Source organism: Methanofollis formosanus (genome assembly GCF_019633745.1).
GTDB classification, from domain to species: Archaea; Halobacteriota; Methanomicrobia; order Methanomicrobiales; family Methanofollaceae; genus Methanofollis; species Methanofollis formosanus.
Genome location: NZ_CP037968.1, coordinates 972,936 through 993,255 on the forward strand (window position 1 = coordinate 972,936; position 20,320 = coordinate 993,255).

21 protein-coding genes are annotated in these 20,320 nt (G+C 60.9%); 6 read left to right on the top strand and 15 right to left on the bottom strand.

Annotated features, from left to right (window positions below):
- Positions 1-10: 10 nt before the first annotated feature.
- Positions 11-589: an HVO_0476 family zinc finger protein gene (locus E2N92_RS04400; RefSeq protein WP_220682474.1), complete on the top strand. Its 579-nt coding sequence runs from the start codon at positions 11-13 to the stop codon at positions 587-589.
- A 519-nt stretch (positions 590-1,108) separates the two neighbouring features.
- Here the strand turns inward: E2N92_RS04400 and E2N92_RS04405 are convergent.
- Together E2N92_RS04405 and E2N92_RS04410 are read right to left on the bottom strand one after the other, a co-directional pair.
- The gene (locus E2N92_RS04405) at positions 1,109-1,381 is read right to left on the bottom strand and encodes a thioredoxin family protein (protein WP_220682475.1); all 273 of its coding nucleotides are present in this window, start codon (positions 1,379-1,381) and stop codon (positions 1,109-1,111) included.
- Between the two features lie 40 nt (positions 1,382-1,421).
- Positions 1,422-2,123 (bottom strand): hypothetical protein, encoded by a 702-nt coding sequence (locus E2N92_RS04410; protein ID WP_220682476.1) that lies wholly within the window; start codon positions 2,121-2,123, stop codon positions 1,422-1,424.
- Positions 2,124-2,248: 125 nt separating this feature from the next.
- On the opposite strand from E2N92_RS04410, the gene E2N92_RS04415 reads away from it, so the two are divergent.
- Complete coding sequence (locus tag E2N92_RS04415) at positions 2,249-2,713, top strand: Hsp20/alpha crystallin family protein (protein ID WP_220682477.1); 465 nt, start codon at positions 2,249-2,251, stop codon at positions 2,711-2,713.
- A 96-nt stretch (positions 2,714-2,809) separates the two neighbouring features.
- Positions 2,810-3,598 carry a CBS domain-containing ParB/RepB/Spo0J family partition protein gene (locus E2N92_RS04420; protein WP_220682478.1) on the top strand — a complete coding sequence of 263 codons (789 nt, stop codon included), beginning with the start codon at positions 2,810-2,812 and terminating at the stop codon, positions 3,596-3,598.
- 1,534 nt (positions 3,599-5,132) lie between these two features.
- On the opposite strand, the gene yciH is transcribed toward E2N92_RS04420, so the two are convergent.
- Positions 5,133-5,438 carry a stress response translation initiation inhibitor YciH gene (yciH, locus tag E2N92_RS04425; protein WP_220682479.1) on the bottom strand — a complete coding sequence of 102 codons (306 nt, stop codon included), beginning with the start codon at positions 5,436-5,438 and terminating at the stop codon, positions 5,133-5,135.
- 169 nt (positions 5,439-5,607) lie between these two features.
- On the opposite strand from yciH, the gene E2N92_RS04430 reads away from it, so the two are divergent.
- Positions 5,608-7,092, top strand: coding sequence for a cobyric acid synthase (locus E2N92_RS04430; protein WP_220682480.1), 1,485 nt, complete (start codon positions 5,608-5,610; stop codon positions 7,090-7,092).
- A 37-nt stretch (positions 7,093-7,129) separates the two neighbouring features.
- Complete coding sequence (locus E2N92_RS04435; protein ID WP_220682481.1) at positions 7,130-7,474, top strand: type II secretion system protein E; 345 nt, start codon at positions 7,130-7,132, stop codon at positions 7,472-7,474.
- On the opposite strand, the gene E2N92_RS04440 is transcribed toward E2N92_RS04435, so the two are convergent.
- Together E2N92_RS04440 and E2N92_RS04445 are read right to left on the bottom strand one after the other, a co-directional pair.
- A complete protein-coding gene (locus E2N92_RS04440; RefSeq protein WP_246589314.1) occupies positions 7,471-7,692 on the bottom strand; it encodes a hypothetical protein in 222 nt (73 codons plus the stop codon). The genes E2N92_RS04435 and E2N92_RS04440 overlap by 4 nt on opposite strands.
- Before the next feature lie 38 nt (positions 7,693-7,730).
- Positions 7,731-8,228, bottom strand: a complete 498-nt coding sequence (locus tag E2N92_RS04445; RefSeq protein ID WP_220682482.1) for a YkgJ family cysteine cluster protein — start codon at positions 8,226-8,228, stop codon at positions 7,731-7,733.
- 81 nt (positions 8,229-8,309) lie between these two features.
- Between E2N92_RS04445 and E2N92_RS04450 the strand changes: the two genes are divergently transcribed.
- On the top strand, positions 8,310-9,488 hold the full coding sequence (locus tag E2N92_RS04450; RefSeq protein WP_220682483.1) for a nucleotidyltransferase family protein: 1,179 nt from the start codon (positions 8,310-8,312) through the stop codon (positions 9,486-9,488).
- A gap of 923 nt (positions 9,489-10,411) precedes the next feature.
- Here E2N92_RS04450 and E2N92_RS04455 read toward each other — a convergent pair.
- From E2N92_RS04455 to E2N92_RS04500, 10 genes are all read right to left on the bottom strand, one after another.
- Positions 10,412-11,449: a type II secretion system F family protein gene (locus E2N92_RS04455; protein ID WP_220682484.1), complete on the bottom strand. Its 1,038-nt coding sequence runs from the start codon at positions 11,447-11,449 to the stop codon at positions 10,412-10,414.
- A gap of 1 nt (position 11,450) precedes the next feature.
- A complete protein-coding gene (locus tag E2N92_RS04460) occupies positions 11,451-12,374 on the bottom strand; it encodes a type II secretion system F family protein (protein WP_220682485.1) in 924 nt (307 codons plus the stop codon).
- The gene (locus E2N92_RS04465; RefSeq protein WP_220682486.1) at positions 12,371-14,638 is read right to left on the bottom strand and encodes a type II/IV secretion system ATPase subunit; all 2,268 of its coding nucleotides are present in this window, start codon (positions 14,636-14,638) and stop codon (positions 12,371-12,373) included. Before E2N92_RS04465 ends, E2N92_RS04460 begins: the two co-directional genes overlap by 4 nt.
- A gap of 43 nt (positions 14,639-14,681) precedes the next feature.
- The gene (locus tag E2N92_RS04470; RefSeq protein ID WP_220682488.1) at positions 14,682-15,308 is read right to left on the bottom strand and encodes a hypothetical protein; all 627 of its coding nucleotides are present in this window, start codon (positions 15,306-15,308) and stop codon (positions 14,682-14,684) included.
- Between the two features lie 105 nt (positions 15,309-15,413).
- The gene (gene minD, locus E2N92_RS04475) at positions 15,414-16,199 is read right to left on the bottom strand and encodes a cell division ATPase MinD (protein WP_220682489.1); all 786 of its coding nucleotides are present in this window, start codon (positions 16,197-16,199) and stop codon (positions 15,414-15,416) included.
- A 125-nt stretch (positions 16,200-16,324) separates the two neighbouring features.
- Positions 16,325-16,792 (bottom strand): hypothetical protein, encoded by a 468-nt coding sequence (locus E2N92_RS04480; protein ID WP_220682490.1) that lies wholly within the window; start codon positions 16,790-16,792, stop codon positions 16,325-16,327.
- A gap of 131 nt (positions 16,793-16,923) precedes the next feature.
- On the bottom strand, positions 16,924-17,634 hold the full coding sequence (locus tag E2N92_RS04485) for a roadblock/LC7 domain-containing protein (protein WP_220682491.1): 711 nt from the start codon (positions 17,632-17,634) through the stop codon (positions 16,924-16,926).
- A gap of 2 nt (positions 17,635-17,636) precedes the next feature.
- The gene (locus E2N92_RS04490) at positions 17,637-17,984 is read right to left on the bottom strand and encodes a roadblock/LC7 domain-containing protein (protein ID WP_220682943.1); all 348 of its coding nucleotides are present in this window, start codon (positions 17,982-17,984) and stop codon (positions 17,637-17,639) included.
- Between the two features lie 8 nt (positions 17,985-17,992).
- Positions 17,993-19,396 (bottom strand): Ni/Fe hydrogenase subunit alpha, encoded by a 1,404-nt coding sequence (locus E2N92_RS04495; RefSeq protein ID WP_220682492.1) that lies wholly within the window; start codon positions 19,394-19,396, stop codon positions 17,993-17,995.
- Positions 19,393-20,316 carry an NADH-quinone oxidoreductase subunit B family protein gene (locus tag E2N92_RS04500; RefSeq protein WP_220682493.1) on the bottom strand — a complete coding sequence of 308 codons (924 nt, stop codon included), beginning with the start codon at positions 20,314-20,316 and terminating at the stop codon, positions 19,393-19,395. The genes E2N92_RS04495 and E2N92_RS04500 overlap by 4 nt, the downstream gene beginning before the upstream one ends.
- Between the last annotated feature and the right edge of the window lie 4 nt (positions 20,317-20,320).

Here is a 20,320-nt window from a genome sequence, read left to right on the forward strand (position 1 = left end):
ATGCTATTGAATGTACATCACCGTAGTCTGTCCGCAGTGCGAGGACGAGACCGACCATGAGGTCCTCAAGGAGGCACCGGCCGACCTCCTGGTGCGTTGTACCGTCTGCGGAACCATCTATCATATCCCGGTCCCCAAGGAGCGGCTCATCGACGTGAAGACGATCGTGAGCATGGAGAAGGAGTCGCTGGTCGGCAGCGTCGAACTCCTGGAGGACGACCTCGTCTCGGTCGGGGACAACCTCCTCGCGGATTGCGGGGACGACGAGGTGATCTCGGTAGAGGTCACCTCCATCGAGGTCGGCGAACGCCGGGTGAAGCGGGCAAAGGCCTCGGAGGTCTCGGCCCTCTGGACGCGGGTGATCGAGGAGGTCGTCGTCAAGGCCTCGGTCCACCACAAGGCAAAGACGATACCGCTGTACCACCTGTGCGACGGAGAAGAGTCCTTCGTCGTGGACGAGGTCTATACCTTCGACAATGTCAAGTTCAGGATCTCGCACATCAAGATGCGCACCGGCCAGGTCCTCAGAAAGGACGGCTGGAAGACGGTTGCAAAAAAGATCAAGCGGATCTACGGCAACAAGATGTGAAGCGTCCCGGAAAGGCGGGACGTCATTTTATCTTTTTTGCCTGTGTTGAAACGGGCATGAACCCCGGGCTCAAGCATACGTGATTGAACATTCTTGGTGGTCTCCGGCGTGTTTGGATCGGTGTTGCCCCTTCAGAGACACCATAGGAAAACACTGCTTCATTGCCGCCCCTCGGCTATCTTCGTCCGTGGAGGGTCCGGGGGGCAAAGCCCCCCGGCGCGAGATGACGGTGAAGAGTCTGCGATGAGGGCGGCCGATCATTCAGGAGATGTATCTGGAAGCGGTGTATCACTCTTGAAGGAGTCAGTGAATTCGGCTTTGAAAAAATCATCGTGACGGCTCTCTTCGATTGGAGGCTGGTCGTCCCCCGAACCTTCCGTGCGAAGATAGGCGGCGGACGGCAATACGCTCTTCATAGTTATTGATTGGGCCTTCCCGGACCTCCTTCCTCTCGGGGGGCAGGAGGCAGCGCTCACGGCGGGAGGATGGGGGAAGGCGAGATGATCAGGCGTGCCGCCCTCATCCCTCGCGATCCGGATATTTTTTGATCGCCGCTTCCAGTGCTTCGGCATGCACGACCCCTTCGAACCGCTCCCTCACCTCGCCGTCCACCACGATCAGAAGGGTGGGAGTCACCTTCAACCCGAAGGTCCGGATCTCTTCCTGGCGTTCGACGGCGTTGCGGGCCTCGATCTCGATCCCGAGCAGGGCCGTCACCTCACGGTTGATCGCTTCCTGCTCCATGCACCCCATGCACCCGTCCTGAAAATAGTAGAGCACCTGCACCGGCATGGGGGAAAAGAAGATTAGAGGGTATAAATACCCACCGATTTCAGATCTTGGTGATCTGCAGGACCGTCACTTCGGCATCGGCATAGTCGAAGTTGACGGTCATGTTCTCGTTGTTCTTCTCGGTGACCGTGCCAAGACGGAGGTACGAGATCGAACTGTTCGGATCGGTGAAGACCGTCGGTTCGTCGGCGATCGTCATCTGGATGGGGAAGCGGTCACCGACCCGGATCGTGGAGAAGTTCATCCCCAGTTTCTCGGTGCTCTCGGCATCGAAGGTCTGGATGATGGGGAGGTCTTTGATCGAGATCCGTTTGGTCTCGCGCTCGTGCATCCCGACGATGCCATTGTTCAGGGCCTCGATCTCAGGACTGAGGAGGGCAAACTCACCCTGCATCTCACCGACGAACGCAGGAACCGCTTCGACATAGGAGGAAGCGTTCGCCCCGCCCGTCAGCGAAAACGGGGTCGTCAGGAAGGCAAGATCGCCCTGCTTGATGGTCTTCTCCAGAACCTTCTGGCTGGTGGTGATAACCGGTTTGCCGTCATTATCCAGGATGGTGTACTCGACCAGGGCCGAATCGCCGGGGTCGACGCTCCTGAAGGCGCTCATTGCCGGAATACCATAGGAGGCCACCATAAGGAAGGCGAAGAGGACGCCGAAGACGACCATGCCGATCTGCGTCCAGTTTCTCTCTTCAGAGTCCTTCTTTTTGGGACTGCGCTTCGCAGGTTTGGCAACCATTAAATATTCAATGGTGTGCTGTGCTCATAAATCACTATGGTCCGCGGCATGAGCGGAATCAACAAATATGATAATCACTAACGAAAGGTTAGCACTCCTTCGGGAATGCAAGGAGATGAGCGTATATGGTACGGAGAAGAGGTTTTTACTCGTTCTGGAGAGATTTCGACGAGATGATGAACGAGATGCGGGGGGATATGGAGAGCCGCGTCCAGTCCCTCCTCACCGAGACCGGCGCAGGGAAGTACCTCCCGACGGTCAGGGGCGAGGATCTGCGGGTGGACGTCTGCGCCCACGAGGGCGAGGTGATGGTCGTCGCCGATCTCCCCGGCGTCGAGAAGGAGAACATCTCCCTGCAGCTTATCAACCCCAGACTCCTTGAGATCTCCGCAGTCCAGGCGCAGGAGCAGGAGGCCGAAGAGGCCGGGTACTACATGCGCGAACGCTACTACGGGACCGTGCGGCGGGCCGTCGAGTTGCCGGAGGAGGTGAGGGAGGAGGACGCCAGCGCCACCTTCAAGAACGGCGTCCTCGAAGTCCACCTCAAGAAGGTTGAAGAAGAGAAGGGAACCGCCATCCCGATCGAATAAACGGGTGGCGGCCCCCTCCCTCCCCTCCTTTCCCGGGACCGAAAAGATTTATGAATCACCGAACCCTTGATGTAGCCCTGGTAACAAGAGATGATAATGGACAAAAAACGGGTCAAGGACTACATGACCTATGACGTCGTCACTGTCAACGTCAACGAGACCGCCCGTGATGTCATCGACTATATTCAGAAGACGCGGCATGACGGGTTTCCGGTCATCAACGACCAGAAGAGAGTCCTTGGCTATATCTCAGCCAGAGACCTGCTGACCGTCCATCCGGAGACGCCGGTCGATCGGATCATGAGCCGCCACCTCATCGTCGCCGACCCGGAGATGAGCGTCAACGATGCCGCCAGGGTGATCTTCCGGTCCGGGATCCAGAAGCTCCCGGTCGTGGACGAGGAGAACCGGCTCATCGGGATCATCTCCAACGCCGACGTGATCAGGTCGCAGATCGAGCACGTCTCTCCTGAAAAAGTCTACAATTTTATGGACACCCTCCGGAGGCTCTACAATATCGAACCGAGCCTGGAGCGAGGTTATGTCCCGATCAACAATCTCCTCCCGACCCAGCCGCGGATCTACGAGGACGAACTGGAGGGGCGGATGTACGAGATCAAGAAAGGGCTTGCCGAGCCCCTGATCGTGGTCAGGCGTCCGGGACGGTTCATCCTGGTCGACGGTCACCACCGGGCGATCGCCGCAAAGCGCCTGGGGTACAAGACGCTCGACGCCTATATCATCAATGTCACGGAGAAGATCGAGCTCGGCATGGAGCGGACGGCGCAGGCGCAGAACCTCAAGACGCTCGACGACATCAAGGTCATGGACTATGCCCGTCACCCACTCGTCGCCGTCACTCACCGCCTGGTGCGGCAGAGTTAGAAATCACACTCATTTTTCATCTCTGTAGAGAGCCTCATTTTTTTCAGATTTGAGTACGATTCAAAGGTCGTCTCGCATCTTCGTGCGGAGGTTTCACTCCCGGACCTCGAAAATGAAGATCTTCTCCCCGAGGTCATCCCGAAACTCCCCCGGCCCTGACAGGTGAGGGGAATGAAGGTTCTGAAGTACGGTTTCGTTCAAGAGCGTGCTGCCGCCCCACCCCTATCTTCGTCGTGGGGGGGCCCGGGGGGTCTCCCCCCAGCAGGAGAGAGCAAGGAACCATTCTTTCTTCTCTCTGTGGGCGGCACGTCGGATCGGCCTGCCTTTCTCCGTCATTCGCACCGGGGTCACCGAGCCCGAAATCCCTGGGATGGTGATTGAAGTGCGGGAGAAAGAGGAATGGCCGGGAAGAGTTTCGATCCCGAGGATTGATCGAGACCAGGATCTTTTTGGGATATGCTCCCTGACAAAGATAAACGGGGGATGGCAGGGTGCGCGATCCCTCTGAAAAGAGATCGTCCCTCTCCCGACCGGGTTCTATCCTCGGGGTCACGACGACGGGGCAGGTGTGGTGATCAATGTGCCGTCCCCCTTGCAGGATCTTTTCTGCCATCTCGCGAGAGGATAGGGCGGGGGACGGCATCACGCGTCTTCCCTCCGAAAATTGATCAACTCTCTTCCGTCCAGGTTCTATCTTCGGGGCCATAACAACGGGGCGGCGGGATGATGATCTAACGTGCCGTCCCCCGTCACCTTATCATTTCTGCCGTCTCGCGTGAAGATAGAGCAGGGGAAGGCAAGGGTTGGTGTGATCCCCGCTGAAAAAAGATCAGTTATCTCTCGTCCTGGTTCTATCCTCAGAGTCACGATGAGAGGGTGGTGTGACGATCAGACGTGCCGCCCCGCAGACCCTTCACTGCCATCTCGCGCCAGGGGGTTGCACCTCCCTGACCCCCCTCGGACAGAAGATAGGTGGGGGCGGCGATGAAACACGGCCTTCACCACCTCTCCTGTCTTGAAAAAGAGCGATCAAGCGACGAGAAATGTTCATCCCGTATGCTTGAACCCAGGGCTCATGCCGAATTACCATGAAAATGATCCTGACGATCCTCTCTTCAGGTTTGCATAAGAGTTTGAACTTGCCATATCACGTTGAAGTCGATACGCAGCGGATAGATAATTCCTCTGATGGAATCGGCCGCCCCCGTCGTCGAGATTTCCCTGCCATCTCGCGCCGGGGGGTTTCACCCCCCGGACCCCCCACGACGAAGATAGCCAGGGGGCGGCACGATGCTCGACTCCGATTCGCTCCTCGAACACACGGATGAGGGTCAAGAACCGATCCAGATCTGATCTGATATTTTCATTGCGTATGCTTGAGGCGGGGCGCTCGCCTCATGCTGAATTCTACAGAGCCTTAAAAACAGAAGTTTATGCCGGGCAGGGGGCGTGGGATCCCGGCGCGGCCGGTTTGTGCCGCTCTCGGTTGACGGTATTTCTGGAAAAAATATGGTTGAAAATAGAGATCCTGGGGTTAACTGATCTGCTCCAATTTATACCCCTTTTGTGCGAGCAGGTCCTTAACCCGTTCTTTATGGTTGCCCTGCAGCTCGATGGACGTGTCCTTGACCGTTCCACCGCAGGCGAGTTTTGCCTTCAGGAATTTTGTGAGGTCGTTGAGGTCAATCTCGTACGGGTCGAGCCCTTCGATGACGGTGACTTCTTTCCCGTAACGGCGCCGGTTGACCTTTACCTGGATCCTCTGTTGTTCCTTCGCTACCTCCTCACAGATACACAGTTCTTTGGGTAGTCCACATTTTGGACATATACCACCGTTCATTGGTTATACCTTCAAGTTCTCGTTATATATTTCTTGGCATGAATATCACTTCCAACTTTCTAGATATGACTCTTTAGGTCCCATATCGGCCTTCGGTTCCTTGAAGAGAGGAGCGACCCGGCCCACCTACCGCACCACATATCCCCTCAGGCGATCAACCACAATGTCGATGTCACTGATGGTCCTCGGGACCGCCTCCCATGTCGGCAAGAGCACGGTCGTCGCCGGGATCTGCCGGGCCCTGAAGAACCGGGGCATCGGGAACGCCCCCTTCAAGTCGCAGAACATGAGCCTCAACTCCTGGGTGACCGCCGACGGGGCCGAGATCGGGATCGCCCAGGCGGTGCAGGCCCGGGCCGCCGGCGTCGAACCCACGGCCGAGATGAACCCGGTCCTCCTCAAGCCAAAGGGGGAGATGGTCTCGCAGGTCGTCCTCCTGGGCCGGCCCTATAAGGACGTCAGGATCGGCGAGTACTATCGCGAGACCGACGAACTCCTCGAGACCGCGGTCAGGGCCTTTACCCACCTCGAGGAGGAGCACGGGACGGTCGTCGTCGAAGGTGCCGGCGGCGCCGCCGAACTCAACCTCTACGACCGCGACATCGCCAATATCAGGCTCGCCCGCGCCCTCGGCCTGCCCATCCTCCTGGTCGCCGACATCGAGCGGGGCGGGGTCTTCGCCCAGGCCTACGGGACGATCGCCCTTCTTCCCGAGGACATCCGTCCCCTGGTCGTCGGGATTATCGTCAACAAGTTCAGGGGCGACCCCACACTCTTCGCCTCCGGCGTCGACGCCCTCCAGGAGATCTGCGGGGTCCCGGTCCTCGGCGTCCTCCCGTATACCGGGATCGACCTCCCCTCAGAAGACTCTCTTTCCATCGGCGACAAATCGGCCCGGAGCGAAGGGGTCAGGATCGCCGTCGTCAGGCTCCCGCACATCGCCAACTTCACCGACTTCGAACTCCTGGAACGCCGGGCCGCGGTCACCTATGTCAGGCCCGGCGACCCGCTTGCGGGCTACGACTGCGTCGTCATCCCGGGCACCAAGAACACCATCGACGACCTCCGCCTCCTCCGGTCCTCGGGGGCCGCCGACGAGATCTGCCGGGCCCGTGCCGCCGGCGTCCCGGTCATCGGGATCTGCGGGGGCTTCCAGATGCTGGGCCGGCGCCTCGTCGACCTCGGGTACGAAGGCGACGGCCCGGCCGAGGCCGAGGGGCTCGGGCTCCTCGACGTCACGACTACCTTCTCGGCCTACACCAAGACCACCAGACAGGTGCACCACCGGGCGGTCGACGTCCCCCCCTTCCTCTCGCGGATGGGAGAGGTGAGTGGCTACGAGATCCATATGGGCACGACCGAGCGGGGTGCCGACGGCCCGGCCTTCGGCGATGACGGCGCGGTGAGCGAGGACGGTCTGGTCATCGGGACGTACCTGCACGGGCTCTTCTCCGACCCCGACGCCGTCGACGCCCTTCTCGGGTCTCTGGCGGACCGCAGGGGGATCGAGTACCGGCCAGCAGAGGACGACGGCGACCCGTACGACCGTCTTGCGTCGCTCTTCGAGGCGCACCTCGACATGGGCCTGGTCACCGCCCTCGCTTGCGGAGGGGAGCGCGAGGGTTACCTTTACGAGGGGCGTGACCAACCGTGATTACTGCGTCCAGACGACTGTCGCGGAGTGAAGACTTATGGTGATGCGGTGTTCCTTCACCCTCGATCCCGAGCTCCTCGAAGCCATCGACGCCTTCGCCAAGAAGGGTTCGATCGGGCGGAACGAGGCTATCCTTGAGTTGATCGAGGCAGGATTTGCCAGCCTTGAGGCCGGAAAAGAGTTTGAGATCAAGAAACAGCGTTCATTTGAGGAGTACGCCACGATCAGAAGAGATGTCGAGGAGATGAAGGGCCTCGTCCAGAATATGCGCGACGAGTTGCGGCTCGTCCACCATACCATCGAGTCGGACTACTGCAAGGAGGCGCGTGGCGTCCCCTACCAGCGGCGGAGTCTCTGGGACTATATGAAGAGACGGGACTAACTGATCACCGTCATGATGCTCCGAAACCCTTCGTTTCGGTCGTCGTCGCACTCGACGGCGTTCACCGCCGTGAGATCGACCTCTTCGGTCGCCCGCTGGAGCGTGCAGTAGGCGCGGGCCGGCGAGGGCACCCACCGGTCGCCCAGACGAAAGCGCCTGGAATGGACACAGAACCGGCAGTTGTCCAGAGGGCGGTCCCTGCCCTCAGGGCAGGGCACGCGCCCCCTTTTTACCTCCAGAACCCGGACGCCCGTGTTCAGTCCTCCTGCTGCCGGTACCAGACCGTCTCGTAGCCCGCGCCGGTGAGGATCCGGTTGGTCTCCGTCTCCCAGTCAAAATCCGGCAGGGAAAGGGGCTCGATCTCGTCGTCCCAGATCCGCTGCAGTTTTTTGTCCCCGGTCTTGAGCGTCCGCCTGCCCTTCAGTTCACCTGCGATCTCGCCACCCTTGAGCACCCGCATCCTGGAGCAGATGTACTCCCTGCAGAACTCGGGACGGTAGGCATGGATGGTGCAGATATATCGCCCGCTGTCCTCCCTGAGAAACGGGCACGCCGTGGGCCGGGACCACTGGACCGACGGCCGCCTGAAGAAGGGAAGATATTCGGCCTCGACCCTGGCCGTGAACTCCTGCCTGGTGATCGTCTCCTGGCACCGATACTCCTGTGGTCCGGTCCGTTTGATGATGGTGATGTAGCGCCCGAAGCCCATGCAGCACTTGCCGCAGAGGGTGCAGGTGAAGGGCTCTTCTCTCATGTGTTGGTACTGTCCCCCACGGAGCATAGCCTTTCTCTTACGGGCCAAGGTTCAAATGCTTTTTCGCGCCACACTATCTTTATGAAGGTCTGCATCATGTGCGGCGGTGAGGGCACCCGCCTGCGGCCGCTCACCTTTGGGCGCCCCAAACCATGCATTCCGATCGTGAATAGGCCCTCGATCACCCATCTGGTCACGCACCTCGCGGACCTCGGTTTCACTGAGATGGTCGTCACTCTGGGGTACAAGGGCACCGACATCGAGGAGGCCCTCGGCGACGGATCGCTCTTCGGTGCCGAGATCACCTATGTCCACGAAGAGATCAAACTCGGCACGGCCGGGAGCGTCAAGAACGCCCAGCAATTTCTGGACGGCTCACCCTTCCTCGTCGTCGGAGGCGACCATGTGGCAGACCTCAACCTCCTTGAGTTCTACCGTGAGCACCTGAAAAACGACGGCATCGCCACCATCGGGCTCATCTCCATCGATGACCCCTCTGAGTACGGGATCGCGGAGATCGATGTGAACTATGACATCAAGCGATTCAAGGAGAAGCCCGGGCCCGGCGAGATCTTCTCGAACCTGGCATCGACCGGGATGTACGTCTGCGACCCCGAGATCTTCGACTATATCCCCGAGGGCGAGAAGGTCGACTTTGCCCGCAACGTCTTCCCCGCCCTCATGCAGGAGGGACGGAAGGTCAAGGCCTGGCTTGCACGCGGGAACTGGACCGACGTGGGCAGCCCACGTTCGCTCCGTCAGGCCGAGCGCTGGAAACTCCAGGAGATCACGACGACCAACATCACCGGCGACCTCCATGTGAAGGGGGCGAAGATCGTCGGCCCGGTCTCGCTGGGGAGTTCGATCTCGCTGGGCACCAACTCGCAGATCATCGGGCCGGTCTCCATCGGCCGCGGGACCACCATCGAGAGCAACGTTCTCATCGGCCCCTATACGAGCATCGGGGAGGACTGCGTCATCAAGAGCAACGCGAAGATCTTCTCCTCCTCCATCTACAACCAGGTCGTCATCGGCAACAGGACCACCGTCTCGGGAGCGATCATCGACAACGACACCATCATCGGTGACGACGGTTCGGTCGAGAACGACACCGTCATCGGCCCCGGGGCCGTCCTCCAGAACGGCGTCACCATCCACTCGGGAACCCGGCTCTGGCCCGAGGTGATCGTCCCGGACGGTTCGGTGGTGAAGGAGCATGTGCTCAACGAGAAGTACGACCTCAGGTGCGAGGGGTCGTAGATCCTTCCGGGTTCTGGCGAACCCTTCATACTTTTTTGTGGGGAGTCTCTGATCGTGCGCCCCGCCATACCCCTGCGCCGGGGATCCTGAGGAGGATAGCCGGCGAATGATTCTGTGAGGGGGGCGGCCCGTCTGATCTCGCATATCCCTTCTCAAGATTTCTGAACGATCGGCTCTGTAGAACCGGGCATGAACCTTGGGCTCAAGCATACGGGATGAAAATTTTCTGAGCTGCGCTACGGCGTGTGGGCGGGATCCCAATCTTCGCGACAGAACCTTTGGAAGATCTGGTTTCATCGCCGCCCCTCGGCTATCTTCGTCGTGGGGGGTCCGGGGGGCACGGCCTCCCGGCGCGAGATGGCAGGGAAATCTGCGACGATGGGGGCGGCCGATCCATCAGAAGAATTTTCTATCCTCTGCGTATCGGCTTAAACGTGATATGACGAGTTCAAACCCTCATGCAAACCTGAAGAGAGGATCTTCTGGATCATTTTCATGGTAATTGGGCATGAACCCGACGTTCAAACATACGGGATAAAAATTTCTCGTCACTTGCTCTCTCTCATTTTAAGACAGGAGAGTCGGTGGAGACCTCAATCCATCGCCGCCCCGCCCTCTCTTCTCGCGAGATGGCAGGAACGATCGTGCGATAGGGGGGCGGCACGCCTGATCATCTCGCCTTCCCCCATCCTCCCACCGGGGGCGCTGCCCCCGGCGTGAACAGGAGGGAAGGCGATGGATGAAGGTCACAGGGAGTTTGAGGTGATGAGAAGAGGATGTTTCCTACAGAGCCGAAAGATCTCTCCACAACCCAAAAAAAAAATCGTTCCGAGACTCACACCCCGTCACCATCCTGGCGGGGGGTTCCACCCCCCGCCCGTCGGCAACAGCGCCGGTGAAGAGAGGATCTCTTCCTTTCCGTTCTAGATCGCGAACCTGAAGAGCACCCAGGCGATGAAGAGCATCACTGCCGAGAACTTGAGCCCGGCGGCCGCCCGGCCCTCGCCCATCTGCCCTGCGACCAGTCCCGAGAAGAACCCCATGATCATCGCGGAGTGGGAGAAGAGCCGTTTGTACAGGTCCATGTTCACGTCGCCGATGAACTGGCCGCCTGCCCCAGAGGCCGCCGCCTGCGCCCCGGCCTCGGCCATCGTGGAGAGGAAGGTGGACTCCAGAATCGCGATGACGAAGAGGAAGACGAAGAAGGCGGCGACGATGATCACCTCATAGATGAGCATGTTGCTCGCCCGCTCGCTCTTGAGGTTGATGAACTCGTAGCTGTCCCGTGCCGCGGCCCGCAGCACCTCGGAGACGTCGCCACCGGCGGTGCTCGCCTTCGCGATGAGGTCGACCGACCGCTCGGCGAGCGGGGTGCCGATCCGCCGCCCGAAGTTCGTGATCGCCTCGACGAAGGGGACGTTCCAGGACATGTCGACGTCGAGTTTGCGGATGTACGGCGTGAGCGTGCCGTACTCGCCCTCAGAGACGATGTGGATGGCGTTGGGGAGTGTCATCCCCGAGTCGTTCATCCCGGCGACGTCCCTGAAGAAGTTCGGGAGGGCGTTTTCAAGATTTTTCTCCCGTCTCCCTTCCCTGAAGTCCAGAAGCGCGAGCGGCACCACCGGGATGAGGACCGAGAAGACGATGACGTCGTCGACGAGGGTGGAGTTCATGACCGCCTGCCACCCGTAGTTCACGATGATCAGGGAGACCCCCACGATGAAGAAGAGGAACGAGATCGGCACCGTGGCGATGAGACTGTTGGTCGGCGTCTCGGTGAGCACCGCGAGGGGGTGTTTGAGGAACCGACCGAGGCCCACCTGCATCTTGCGCTGGTGCTCGATCTTGCTGATGATCTCCTGTTCCTGCCGCTCGTAGCGGTCGAGTTCTCCTGACGCCACCGGCGCGGTGCCGGTACCGTCGCGGTTAAGGAAATCGTCGAAGAGTGTCTTGAATCCCATCTCACACCTCCGGGGTCATCGAACTGATCAGGATGATGAACATCACGCTCCCGAAGGGGACGATCAGATAGATGATGATGATCAGAAAGATCGGGTTCGATTCCCCGCCCATAATCGACATGATCGACTGGAGGATGATCAGGAAGAGGGTACCGGCCACCATCGCCGTCACATAGGACTCGGCAATGAGTCCCAGGGTCTCGAGAAACGTCTTCTGCTGCTGCTGGTTCTCGTTGCTGTACTGGACCGCCTTGTTCCGGAAATAGTCGGTGAGGTTCGCCCCCGAGGAGATGGTCGCCATGGCGCCCTGGAGAAACTCTTTCATCCTGGGACTCGGGGTGAAGGTCGACGCGATCCGCATCGCCTCGATGAGGTCCTTGCCGAACATATCGATCTCGCGCGAGATGTAGCGCGCCTCGACGGCGGTCTCCCCGTAGATCGGACTCTGCCCGAGGAGCCGGAAGATCTCGGCCGGCGTGATCCCGGCCGTCGACATCGCGGTTACGTAGTTGATGGCGTACGGGAGAGTGGCGTCGATGTTTCGCCGCCTGTTCCCGGCGACCACCTTGGGATACATGAGGAACGAGAAGTAGGTCACCCCGCCGAAGATGAGCAGGGAGAGAAGGACCGCGATGGTCGTCCCGATGAAGAGGCGGTAGTCGGAGAGGTCGAGGAAGAACGCGGGCAGCGACCCTTTGTAGGTGATCATCGAGGGGATGTTGAGGAGAAAGGTGAAGCCCCCGATGAGAACGGCCATGACCAGACCGGCAAGGACCGAAGAGACGTAGGCGGTCGCAAGGTAGGCCTCGAAAGGCGTTTTCATCCGCGCCTGCACGAGGTCGCTCCTCAACTCGACGAAATCGTTTCTTTTCGCCTTCGCCCGCTGTCCCAGCAGGTTGAAACTGAACCGTTCAAAACCATTCATTTCTGATCACCCTCTCGATAGAGTTCTTCGCGCACCACCCCGATCACCGCATCGGCGTCGCGGAAGTAGGAGATGAGCATCTTGGAGACGTCCTGGTAGTGGCGGATGTTCTTGACCCGCATCCACTCCAGCATCTCCTGGCGCCTCTTCAGTTCCTCACGCATCCTGGCCTCGCTCCATCCCTTCGTCTCCATGATCGACTCGAGGATGTACGACTTGCCCGAGTACCGGATATCGTCGGTGGCCTGGTGCCAGGAGAAGACCTCGTTGGTGATCAGTTCGTTGGTCCTGGGGTCGATGTCCAGGATCTCGACGATCTGTTTGTTCCGCCGGATCCGCTGCCCGCCGATCCTGGACTGGACCTGGATGCAGATGAGGTCGAGGGCGTTGAGCATGTTGCGCGGCACGTCCAGCGGCGGGTTCTCGAGACGGTGGACGACGCTCGCGACCGAGTCGGCGTGCATCGTCGCATAGGTGACGTGGCCGGTCGACATCGCCTGGAAGAGGGTCTGGGCCTCCGCACCCCTCACTTCGCCCACACACATGTACTCGGGCCGCTGTCGCAGGGCCGCACGGAGGAGTTCGTACATGTCGATCGCGCCCTTGCCTTCGGTGTCGAAGGAGTCCCTGGTCACCGAGGGGATCCAGTTCGCGTGCGGGAGTTTCAGTTCCCTGGTATCTTCGAGGGAGACGATCTTCGCCTGCGGCGGGATGAAGAGCGAGATGGCGTTGAGGGCGGTGGTCTTGCCCGAAGCCGTGCCGCCCGCAAAGATCGCCGAGTTCCCGGCCTCGACCGCGAGCCAGAGGAAGGCGATGGAGAGGGGGGAGAAGGTGCCCCAACCGATGAGGTCGGTCGGGGTGATCGGTTCGTCCTTGAACTTCCTGATGGTGAAGGTCGAACCGTGCGCAGTCACCTCCTTGCCCAGGGTCATCTGGATACGGGAACCGTCCGACATCGTGGCGTCCAGGATCGGGTCGGCGATGGAGATGTATTTCCCGGCCCGCTGGGCGAGTTTGGTGACAAATGAGTCGAGTTCGATGGCGCTGGTGTACATCAGGTTCGTCTTGATCGATTCATAGCCCGAGTGGAAGATGAAGATCGGATTGTCCAGGCCGTCGCAGGAGATGTCCTCGATGTACGTGTCGTGCATGATCGCATCGATCAGCCCGTCGCCGAGGAAGTCGCGTTCGATCGTGTAGTAGATCTTCTCCCTGGAGAGGGGGGTGAGGCGGATCCCGTAGTCGGCGACGATCTCGTCGGAGAGGTCGCGGAGGATCTGGCGCGCCCCGGCCCGCGAGAGGTCCTTGGTGCTGACGTCGAGCCGCTCGAAGAGGCGGTCCTTGATCTCGCCGAGGAGTTCGGTCTCGGCGGCGGTGAGGACGGGTTCGAGCACTTCGTAGCTGTACTCGTGAGAGGCGTTGTCGTACGAGATCCGCACATAGGCAAAAGGTTCGTTGACCGGGTAGAGTTCGACCTCTTCGACACCGGCGGGCGGGACGAAGGCGAGGTCGACGAGCGGCCCGTGGACCGTCGGGTCATACTCCTCGACCCCGGACTTCTGGCGGGTGCGGTCGAGGGCGCCGATCTTCCCGAGTGCTCCGATCTTGCCGAGAAGCCCGGATTTCTCTCCCTCCTCCCGGCCGATCACAACGCTTCTCGCCTCGTCCGCGATCGACGGGAGGGTGTCGGTCCAGAGGTCGTTGACCTCGGAGGAGAAGTTGTTGACGCTGAAGGTCTCATGGGATCTGGGACGCTGGAGGGTGAACTCCTCGATGTCGAAGGTCGCGGCCTTCGGGAGGATGAGGTCGGAGTACATGCTGAGGTCGTCGACGTCGGTGACGGCGGCGCCCGCGTCCCCGTCCTCGTCCCCGGTGACGGCTGACCATCGGCTCGGTCTGGAAGTGGGCCTGACCGCCGGAGGGGGAGAGAGAACCTCCTCCTCGGCGAGCGGGGGCGGCACCGGGGTCTCGTCTTCCCGGCTGCTCATAACCGCGTCGACTGCCGATTTCAGTTCCAGGATCGTCTGGTCGTCGAATGCTTCCGCTGGAGGGTCGCAGGGCGGGGGCGGCACCGGGTCAGGGGGGGCGGCCGGTTCCCCGGTCTCCGGGAGTTCTGCCGCTCGCTTCTCGCCCAGTCCATAACTGCGGGGATCCCGGACAAGGGCTCCAAGGTCGAGCCCCTCCTTCTTCCCGATGAGGGCCCTGAGACCGCCGGTTTCATCGGGGCCCTTCTGGCGTTCGTTTTTACTTTCAGGGCCTTTCATCCGTTCAAGGATATCATGAAGACGATTGTGGGGTCGCTGTTTCTCAGACACCCGTCACACCACCCATTTCAATGACTAGTTCACTCCGTTCGCCTTTGAAGTCCACCATAAATGTGGCGACCTCGCCTCTGCTGTCGACGACCATGATGTCGTAGGTACCGTTAAACAACCTGAACGAGACCTGGCCGTCGCCTGTCGTCGCATCGCTTGCAAGGACATGTCGTCCCTTTCTGATCGAGACCCTGGCACCTTCCTGCGCAACGTCGTCCCTGAGAATGAGGAGGGCGAGCACGCCGGGCATCTTCCGCACGCCCCCGATCTCGGGGAGGTCTGAGGAGAGGTGCCTGGGAAAATAACTCCGGTGAAAGACCCGGCATCGTGCCACGACGAGGTCGACCACCTGCCGGTCGACGGCATAGAGATCGTACCCGTCGGATTCCTGGATCTTCAGGACGGCCGGATCGCCGTACAGTGCCCCTTTCTCGTCGAGATAGATCGCACCCCGGGGTTCTCCGCCGGAAAACAGGATGGTTGAAGTTCTCTTTCCATCGACGAATACACCAATCGCACCCTGTTCGTCCTTTGCCTCCCGGGCCATCTCAAAATAGGCGAATAGTCCGAGATAGCGCGACCGGCCAAGGATCTCATTGATAACGTCCATTATATCCATTGCCTATCTCCCTGGCCCTCTTACAAGGGTTTCAGGCCGAGACCTCCTGCTGAAATGGGATAGATCGGAGATAAGGAGAGAATAGACCGCCCCAGGCCTGATCAATCAGCGACTCCCTCCAAAGAGGGTGTGCGCAAGTCTGTCGACGAAGTTCTGTTTTCTCTCCTCGGTCTCCTCTTCATACTCCATACCGGTGATATCGGCCGCAATCCGTCTGAAGGCCCTGGAGGCCTCCGATGTCGGGTACTTGATGACGATGGGGGTCTTGTAGGCCGCAGACCTCCGAACATTGGGGTCTTCGGGGATCATGTCGACGACCCGCACGCCCAGGACGTCTTCGACGGAATTTCTCCGAATTTCAGTGTTTTCCATCCCCGATCGGTTGATGATGGCCCCATAGACCTGACCGCCGACCATCTCGGTGAGGATCTTCGTCTTCAACGCGTCGGCCATGGAGGAGAGTTCGGGGTTGACGACGAGGATGACTTCGTCGGATATGGCGAGAGCGACAACCCCGTCCTTGCTGATCCCGGCGGCGGCGTCGACGAGGAGGTAGTCACACCGGTCCACAAGGGAGCGCATGACGTCTCGCAGGCGATCGGGATCGGCGTTCTGAAATCCCTGGAGGGAGATCCCGCTCGGTACGACCTTGACACCGTTGGGTCCCTCGTAGATTGCGTCGTCGATCTTTGCCTGACCGGCAAGGACCTCATGGAGGGTTATCGGAGCCTCCTCCAGTCCGAGCACGAGTCCCAGGTTCGCCATCCCGATGTCAGCATCGAGGATGTAGGTTTCTTTGCCAAGTTGGGCGAGGGTGGCACCGAGGTTTACGGTGACCGTCGTTTTCCCGGTTCCCCCTTTCCCGGATGCGATCGTGAATGCCCTGATCAATACGACACCTTCTACTCCAATGATAGTGAGAGATGGTATTTAAATATTCTGAAATTGTATCGGACCCATAGGGGCGCCTAAACACTCATTTAAGCACATTAATATGAAAAAAAGGATTGAGCGGGTTACTGAGGTTCCTTTTCCTCTCCAATAAGGAGGTGTTCCATATTCATCCCTTTAAGGAGCACAGAGACATCTTTCTGGAAATCGTCCTCAATATGCCTGAGCGCTTGAATCGCCGCAGGGTTCAGAACCTCTTTTCTCGTATGGGACGACGGATCGGGGTTTTCTCGCTCGGGCCGCCGGGCCGCCTCCTCGCCGGCGTCGTACGTCCGCACCGTCCGCACCCTGGCGGCGGTCGTTCTCCCCCCCACCCGCACCGCCCTGACGGTCGTGCTCGCCTCGCGGCCCGCTGTGAGGGGGCCGGTCAACCATGCGACGTTGGAGGGGAGGACGGCGTCCAGGTCGGAGAGAGAACAGGGATAATATTCCCCCCGTGCGACCTCATCGCCGGCCTCGATCCTCCCGAGGGCCGCCGTACCGGCAAGCCCCCCGTACCTGGCACAGACCGGTTTCCCGCACCTGAAGAGCACGGTGCCCCTCGACGCTCCGACAGAGAGTGCCAGGGCTCCGGTGAACGACCGCTTCCTGCACTCGGCGACGATCTCGCCAAGAGGAAGGACGAGGAGGCCCCCCTGATTCCCAGGACGCGGCAGGTGCGTACCTACCCCCTCCAGACGAGGCTGCGGAGCGCGAGCCTGACCAGGCCCAGGTTCGCGTTCGCCCTGGCAAGCACGCAGATGGAGAGGTCGCCGAAGGGGGCGATGATCAGTTTCCCGCCCGGCGTCTCAAGGATGATCTGGTCGAGCGGGCCCATCTCCATATCGCCGGCGATCCGGGAACTCGACCTGAGGAGATCCTCGGAGATCGCCGCGATCCGTTCGAAGTCGGCGGCACCGGCGGAGTGAACGGCAAAGCCTTCATAAAAGGCGGAGACCGCCACCACGCCCGGTTGTGAGAGGACAAGGTTGAGAGATTCGTTGTCCAGTTCAGGAACCTGAGCAGAAGCAGTGAGGCCTTCCGGTTCTGAGAACGCCTCCGGTTCAGGCTCGAACTCCTCGACCTCGCCGCCGGTCAGGCAGCCCATCCTCTCGCACCATGCCAGGGCCAGGGTGTATTCTTCATCGCTGTACCGACTGAGTTCATAGGAGAGCGACGGTTCGGCAGAAAGGTACTCCAGGGCGGCATTTCCCTTCAGGTTCCGGGAAGCGTCCTGATACCCTGCGGCCACCGGTTTCCCCTCGTCAGAGAGGACAAAGCCCTCCCTGTCCTCGGAGCGGATGCGCACGACCGCCCGGAAGGCGCTGGTGAAGGGGAGCACCTCCTCCAGCGGGGCGGTCATGCTGCCAAAACTCCGTCCATCTGGCAGTGTCATACTTACAGTGCTGCAGTTATCCGGTCTCTGTTCTTCTTCAGTTCATACCTGATCCTGCCGATATTGACGCCGTCGTTTGCGACGATCGCGATCAGTTCGTCTTCCGAGAGGGGCGAGAGGAGGATCGGGCCGTTCTGCAATTCCACGAGCATCTGGTTCAGGTCGCCCTTGCCGAGTTCGGCACCCATCGCCTCGGAGGTACCCATGCCGGTCGAGGCCATGGCGCCAAGGGCGTCGGTGTCGATCTCGGCGGCGACGGCGTCCTCGATCACGAACCCGTCCCTGCCGACGACGACCGCTGCGGTCACTCCGTCCAGTCGTAGAAACTCCATCAGGATCTGTTTCAGGATTTCCATATTCAGTTCACCTCGGTGACGTCGAGCACCTCACACCCGGTGCCCGTACGCCTGACCACCTCGATGCGCATCGGCATCCTGCCGATGGCGTGAGTTGCACATGAGATGCATGGATCATAGGCACGGATGACCATTTCGATCTTGTTTGATCCCTCTTCGGTAAGTTCTCCATCTTTTATGACCTTGCGGGCAACATCCTCGACGCCACGGTCCATGGCATAGTTGTTCTGGCAGGTGGCCACGATCAGGTTGCACCGCTCGATCATCCCGTCGCCGTCGACGGTATAGTCGTGAATGAGGGTGCCGCGCGGGGCTTCGATGATCCCGATGCCCCGGTTGGCGGCGACGCCGGTGACCGGCGTCCTGACCTCGGTCCCGGTGATCCCGGGGTCTTCGAGGAGGGCGACGGCCTGTTCGCAGGCCGAGAGAAATTCGATGTACCGTGCGATGTTGTAGGCGAGCGGGGCCTGCACCACCCGGCCGAATACGCCCCTGTACTCGGCAAGGGCGGCGTCGGCCTCGGGCGTGCCCATCGATTCGGCGATGTTCAGTCTGGCCAGGGGGCCGACGCGGTAGGCGTCGCCGCCGGCAAGGCGGCAGAACTTGAGGTACGACCAGCCCTCTGAGTACTCCTCGATGTGGTCGAGGTAGTCGGCGCCGGCAAAGGAACCGATCTCCCGGCCGTCGGGGCCGATGACCTTCACCTCGCCGCCGCTGAGGGCATGGACGCCGTCCCGCGCCATCCCCAGAAACGCCGTCTCCACGCCGCCGAAGGAGGGGTCGATCCCGTCCATCAGGCCGCGGGCGGTCTCCCATCCCTCTCTGGCGATGGCAAGCCCGCCCTGTGCCGAGGCCAGCAGGGCCTTCCGGCGCTCCTCCGCGAGGGGCAGGGACATCCCGCCGGGAACGGCGTTGCTCGGGTGGATCGGTTTGCCGCCGACGGCCTCGGTGATCCGCTGGCCCAGTTTTCTCACCTCGATCGCCTTCTTCGCGATCTCGGGCGAGCGCCTGGCCAGGCCGATGACGTTGCGTTCGGCCGCGGGGGCATCGCCGAGGAGGAAGTCGGGCGCGGCGAGCATGAAGAAGTGGAGGGCATGCGAGTGGATGAACTGGCCCGTCAGGAGGAGGTCGCGGAGGAACGTGGCGGTCGGCGGGGGCGCGGCCCCGAAGATCCGGTCGCAGGCCATCGCCGCGGCCAGGTGGTGGGAGGTCGGGCAGATCCCGCAGATCCTGGGGGTGATCCGTGGGGCCTCCTCGACGGCGGCGCCGAGGAGGAACTTCTCGAAGCCGCGGAGTTCGACCACGTTGAAGTGGGCCCCCGCGACCTCGCCGGCCTCGTCGAGTTCGATCCGCACCTGGGCGTGCCCCTCGATCCTGGTCACCGGCGAGATGGTCAGCTGCGTCACTGTGCTCCCCCCCGCACGAGGTCGCGGATCTTGGAGATGTCCTTGTCTTCCATGACGAGGCTCCCGATGGTGAAGGGGTACATCGTATGAGCGACGTCGTAGAGTTGTTTCTCGACCTCCTTCTCCGGGAGGTCGGTGAGGTCGGCGATCCGGCGGACCATCATGTTGTAGATGTCGCGGCAGGGTTCGCGCAGGATGTCCAGGGACGGGCCGTTGCACCCGTGGCAGGGGACGTTGTTGCGCGGGCAGGAGGCCCCGCACCGCCCGAAGGTGACCGGGCCCAGGCAGAGGTAGCCCTGGCCGAGGAGACATTTCCCGGGTTCTGGGACGCCTTCGTACCGGCGTTTGAGGTGCCAGTCCTTGATCTCCCCCATCTTCCGGTCGCACTCGGAGCAGACCGACTTCTTCGAGAGTTCGGTCTTGTCCCCAGCGACGAGGGCCGGGAGGATGGTCTTGAGGAACTGCTCTTTGGGCGGGCACCCGGTGACGTAGTAGTCCACCTTCACCAGGTCGCCGACGGCGAAGGCCCGGTACAGGAAGGAGGGGACGTCGGTGGGGACGACGTTGTCGCCGGCCGCGCTCTCCACGCCCTGGTAGACGTAGTTGAAGAGGTCTTCCTGTTTGCCGATCATCGAGAGGCCCGAGACCCCGCCGTAGCAGGCGCAGGTGCCGAAGGCGACGAGAACCTTCGAACGTTTCCTGAGGAGGTTCAGCCGTTCCTGGTTCTCTTCGTTCCTGACCGCGCCGGTGACGAAGGCGACGTCGATCCCTTCGGGGGGTTCCTTGGCGTCCATGATCACCGGCGAGTAGACGATCTCGGCCTGAGCGACGAGGTCGAGGAGGGCCTCGTGGAGGTCAAGGACCGAGATTGTGCAGCCTGAACACCCGGCAAGTTCTTCGATTGCAATCTTTACGCTCATCTCA

What these genes read in the sequence shown, in the direction of transcription:
- E2N92_RS04415 (WP_220682477.1), top strand. Translation starts at nt 2,249, where the DNA reads ATGGTACGGAGAAGAGGTTTTTACTCGTTCTGGAGAGATTTCGACGAG.
- E2N92_RS04430 (WP_220682480.1), top strand. Translation starts at nt 5,608, where the DNA reads ATGTCACTGATGGTCCTCGGGACCGCCTCCCATGTCGGCAAGAGCACG.
- E2N92_RS04485 (WP_220682491.1), bottom strand. Translation starts at nt 17,634, where the DNA reads ATGACACTGCCAGATGGACGGAGTTTTGGCAGCATGACCGCCCCGCTG.
- E2N92_RS04450 (WP_220682483.1), top strand. Translation starts at nt 8,310, where the DNA reads ATGAAGGTCTGCATCATGTGCGGCGGTGAGGGCACCCGCCTGCGGCCG.
- E2N92_RS04470 (WP_220682488.1), bottom strand. Translation starts at nt 15,308, where the DNA reads ATGGATATAATGGACGTTATCAATGAGATCCTTGGCCGGTCGCGCTAT.
- E2N92_RS04455 (WP_220682484.1), bottom strand. Translation starts at nt 11,449, where the DNA reads ATGGGATTCAAGACACTCTTCGACGATTTCCTTAACCGCGACGGTACC.
- E2N92_RS04500 (WP_220682493.1), bottom strand. Translation starts at nt 20,316, where the DNA reads ATGAGCGTAAAGATTGCAATCGAAGAACTTGCCGGGTGTTCAGGCTGC.
- E2N92_RS04405 (WP_220682475.1), bottom strand. Translation starts at nt 1,381, where the DNA reads ATGCCGGTGCAGGTGCTCTACTATTTTCAGGACGGGTGCATGGGGTGC.
- E2N92_RS04465 (WP_220682486.1), bottom strand. Translation starts at nt 14,638, where the DNA reads ATGAAAGGCCCTGAAAGTAAAAACGAACGCCAGAAGGGCCCCGATGAA.
- E2N92_RS04435 (WP_220682481.1), top strand. Translation starts at nt 7,130, where the DNA reads ATGGTGATGCGGTGTTCCTTCACCCTCGATCCCGAGCTCCTCGAAGCC.
- yciH (WP_220682479.1), bottom strand. Translation starts at nt 5,438, where the DNA reads ATGAACGGTGGTATATGTCCAAAATGTGGACTACCCAAAGAACTGTGT.
- E2N92_RS04445 (WP_220682482.1), bottom strand. Translation starts at nt 8,228, where the DNA reads ATGAGAGAAGAGCCCTTCACCTGCACCCTCTGCGGCAAGTGCTGCATG.
- E2N92_RS04410 (WP_220682476.1), bottom strand. Translation starts at nt 2,123, where the DNA reads ATGGTTGCCAAACCTGCGAAGCGCAGTCCCAAAAAGAAGGACTCTGAA.
- E2N92_RS04460 (WP_220682485.1), bottom strand. Translation starts at nt 12,374, where the DNA reads ATGAATGGTTTTGAACGGTTCAGTTTCAACCTGCTGGGACAGCGGGCG.
- E2N92_RS04420 (WP_220682478.1), top strand. Translation starts at nt 2,810, where the DNA reads ATGGACAAAAAACGGGTCAAGGACTACATGACCTATGACGTCGTCACT.
- E2N92_RS04400 (WP_220682474.1), top strand. Translation starts at nt 11, where the DNA reads ATGTACATCACCGTAGTCTGTCCGCAGTGCGAGGACGAGACCGACCAT.